This window comes from Prevotella sp. TCVGH (genome assembly GCF_023522295.1).
GTDB lineage: Bacteria > Bacteroidota > Bacteroidia > Bacteroidales > Bacteroidaceae > Prevotella > Prevotella timonensis.
On record NZ_QFFX01000116.1, the window covers coordinates 1 to 3,371 of the forward strand.

Below are 3,371 nucleotides of genomic sequence, written 5' to 3' on the forward strand. Positions count from 1 at the left end.
GAAGATTCCATGCACATTTTTGTCACATAAAAGAAAACGACTCTAAATTATGCACATTTTTGTCATATAAGCCAAAAAATGAAAACAACCCTGTCCAAGACAAAGAAGAGGATAGCCCTTTGCAGAGTTTCAGACCCAAGTGGAGACACTAATGGAAGTGTATTTATAGTTATTTGTTGAGTTGGTTAGATTTTGGCAATAATACTTGCTTATTACCAAAATCTAACTGATTATTTTTGTAATAGTTCGCTTGTCTTAACCCAATAGAAAAAAGCTTCAGGTAGTGTTTTCTTCAATCTGTTGAGTTTATTATTGACGGAAGGAGACAATTCCATAGCAAGTATGGTGTTCGGATTTCCATCGTATTTCTCTATTTCTGCATTTGATTTTTCTATTGAGGTAGCAAGGTAAGCTGCACGAGCCGAATCTATGATAGCATCTTCTATGCGATATTTCCCCTTATAGATGTAGCCGTCTATTTTCTTAATGGCACTTTGTAGCATTTTGAAATCACCTTTACCAATTTGCCCTCTGGTAGCCAGACACAATGCGGTCTCTCTAATATCCTCATAAATGAGTGAAAGTTCAGCGGGTAAGCCACGGTATTGCAATTCTATTTTCCCAATTTGGATGAAAGTATCCTTAGTGTGCTGAAAGTTACCGGAATGTTCAAACAGCCTGCCTACATCATATAACTGCTTGATAATTTCCAACGAGCGGTCTCTGCCTCCCTTGATATAAGGAATACCCGAGGTGTTGGGGGCAAATGCCGTTAGTTTATCACCGAGAATATCATCAACGGATGGCACGGTTACCTTCAACGGATCACCGTCCAATTCTATAAAAGGACCTTTAATCTCAACTTCTTCAGTCGCATGGTATTGTAAATCCTCGTAGAGGACATCAAGCAGTATATACGCAGGTTTATCATCGTTCTTATAAGCGATGTGATAAAAGAATTTCGAGTGGTTCTTGGGAATATTCGTGTCTCTCTGCTGCCGCTCATCAAGGGTCATAGATATAAAGCCGAACTTTTCTATATCTTTCAAATATGGCTCAATATCCGTCCCGGGTGGGCAGATAATGTCAATATCGATGGATAGTCGGTGAGCGGATTCTCCCAAAATAAGCATCAGAGCCGAACCGCCCTTGAAGCAGAAAGGGCATCCGGACAATTTCAGCATCTCCAGCAGGGACATTGCCCTGATGACTTTCTCTATCAGGTTCAAGTCCTTATATTTGTTACGAACAGACATGGTCTTTATCCATTCTGTAGTCATACATTCTTTCTTGATCATACAAATTCCTTGATATATTTTTCTATTTGCAATTTAATATTGCGTCGTGAGGCATACCGCAACAGCATACCTACATTTACATTATAGTTAGCAAAGGTATTCTGCATCATGTACAGGGCTTCCTGCCCCTGCATGTAAAAGAAATCCTTATCGCATTGGATGTCAACTAAAAGTTTCTCGATTGTTGGTACATTGATGCCGTTTACTTCCTGTATGGGAGACTCTGAAACAAGAGGCTTTACGATATAGGATCTTTTGTCCAGCCGAATATAATCGGACATCATGTCTTCCTTTGGAGAAAGGAAACTGCGTTCGTGCATATCCTGTACAAAGTGGAAAATGGTTTCAGTGGCATCACGCTCCGTTTCGATATAAATATTGTTGTTATACGACAGGTGATGCTGCAAGTCAGACAGTATTTCGCCGTTATAGACACAAAAGTCCAATAAGGGATATTCCGCTTTTAATTTCTTGTACAACCGAATGGAATGAGTATTGGGAACCGGGCGAAAAATATCTTTGGGAGTAGTCGTATATACTCCCTTGCTTATTCTGAATATTTTGTTTTCATCCATCAACTTGCGTAAATGCCAAGACAGCATCTTCTTGGAAAGTTCAAACTTTCCAGAAAGATACTCAAACAAGTCATTCGTCCTGAACTCCTTATTGGTGTTTGCAAAATCTAAAATGATATTATTGACGTTCATTCTACTATCACTAATAGTTCGGTGCAAAGATAGTTGGATTTTGGCAATAAAACAAACAAATTGCCAAAATCTAACACATCTTAATACACATGATATAACTTGTAGATTTTGTTAAACCAAGTTGTAGAGTATCTTAATCATTAAAGTTCTTCTCTATTTTCATCTTCCCAGACATGGAAAAAATGTTTTGCATTTGTTGAGTTTATTTCTTCATCATCGATCCAGTCGTCTACTCCGACTTCCATCCTCGGATCCTCACTTGGAGAAGTTGCTGCCAGTACAGGTTCACCCATTTCAAAAATCGTAATTTTTGGTGCTATATATTTCTTCTTTATCTGATTGTTTATTTCTATTTTTTTTGTTTCCATCTTTTTACATTTTAAGAATTAAAATTTAAATACAGGACGTATAAAACAGCCTCCCAGTGCAGTTCGGTGCCATTGTAAGTACTGCTTACCCTTAATATCATATAACCACAAAAATGATGAGTTTGAATTCTCGGAAACATTAATCCAATAACGGGATGGTTGCCAATCGTAATACGGTGGTAGGTATCCTATAAAACAATCATGATAAACCTCGTCTTCACCATACCGTTCTGTTGATTCCATAAAATCATTAAGTCTTCCATAGTCCCACGGTTGGGTTGTATAATGTGGTTTATTACTATATTTAGTACCGCCAAAAGCATCAAATATTAAATCAAAATCTTTGAATCTTGGCACATACCATTGGGTCCAAGATGGCGCTACTTTCTGATATTCAGAAAGGTATGTGTCTACTTTTTCCAATTCCTCTATTAAGAACAAGTTAGTCCTGTCCGGGCTTTTTAGATTTCGCAAAGATATGGCAAGCCCATGTTTGCTATAAGGTGCAGGTCCGTTACCATTATCACTTATATATGCAATCATGGCAACAGGTTTCTCACCTGCATTGTCTGCTTCTTCACAAGTGGAGAAAATATTGCCAGCATCGGATATTACCCAACCAAGTTTAGGCTCTTGGAGTGTTGTATTTTGGTCAGGGTAGCCAATGAAGTCATCCATAATAGTAATCTTGTATTTGTATCTTTTTCCTGCTTTCAAATCAGCTTTGAAAGGAAAATAAGTAACGCCATAACTATTGTAGTCGCCAACAACATATTGACCTGTGCTATGGTCATAAATTTTACATTTCACCCATACATAGGAATAAACGTTTTGTGCGTCATTCTCACCAATAGCCTTATTAATGTCTGCAATTCTAACGCCTGACTTGGGATTCCACGGTTGATGATTCAACGGAACGAGAAAAATGTCTTTGCTGGCATTAAGATATGATTTATCTGCTTTTTCAAAGTTGTCTATATCAAATGAATATTCGCCAA

3 protein-coding genes and 1 pseudogene are annotated in these 3,371 nt (G+C 37.9%); all 4 read right to left on the reverse strand.

Going from position 1 to position 3,371, the window contains the following annotated elements; translation table 11 throughout:
- Positions 1-230: 230 nt before the first annotated feature.
- Positions 231-1,298: a nucleotidyl transferase AbiEii/AbiGii toxin family protein gene (locus DEM91_RS12235; protein ID WP_249859093.1), complete on the reverse strand. Its 1,068-nt coding sequence runs from the start codon at positions 1,296-1,298 to the stop codon at positions 231-233.
- Complete coding sequence (locus DEM91_RS12240) at positions 1,295-2,005, reverse strand: DUF6577 family protein (RefSeq protein WP_249859094.1); 711 nt, start codon at positions 2,003-2,005, stop codon at positions 1,295-1,297. The genes DEM91_RS12235 and DEM91_RS12240 overlap by 4 nt, the downstream gene beginning before the upstream one ends.
- A 140-nt stretch (positions 2,006-2,145) precedes the next feature.
- Positions 2,146-2,373 (reverse strand): hypothetical protein, encoded by a 228-nt coding sequence (locus tag DEM91_RS12245; RefSeq protein ID WP_102189046.1) that lies wholly within the window; start codon positions 2,371-2,373, stop codon positions 2,146-2,148.
- 18 nt (positions 2,374-2,391) lie between these two features.
- Positions 2,392-3,371 (reverse strand): annotated as a pseudogene (locus DEM91_RS12250) (hypothetical protein); the annotation flags it as partial.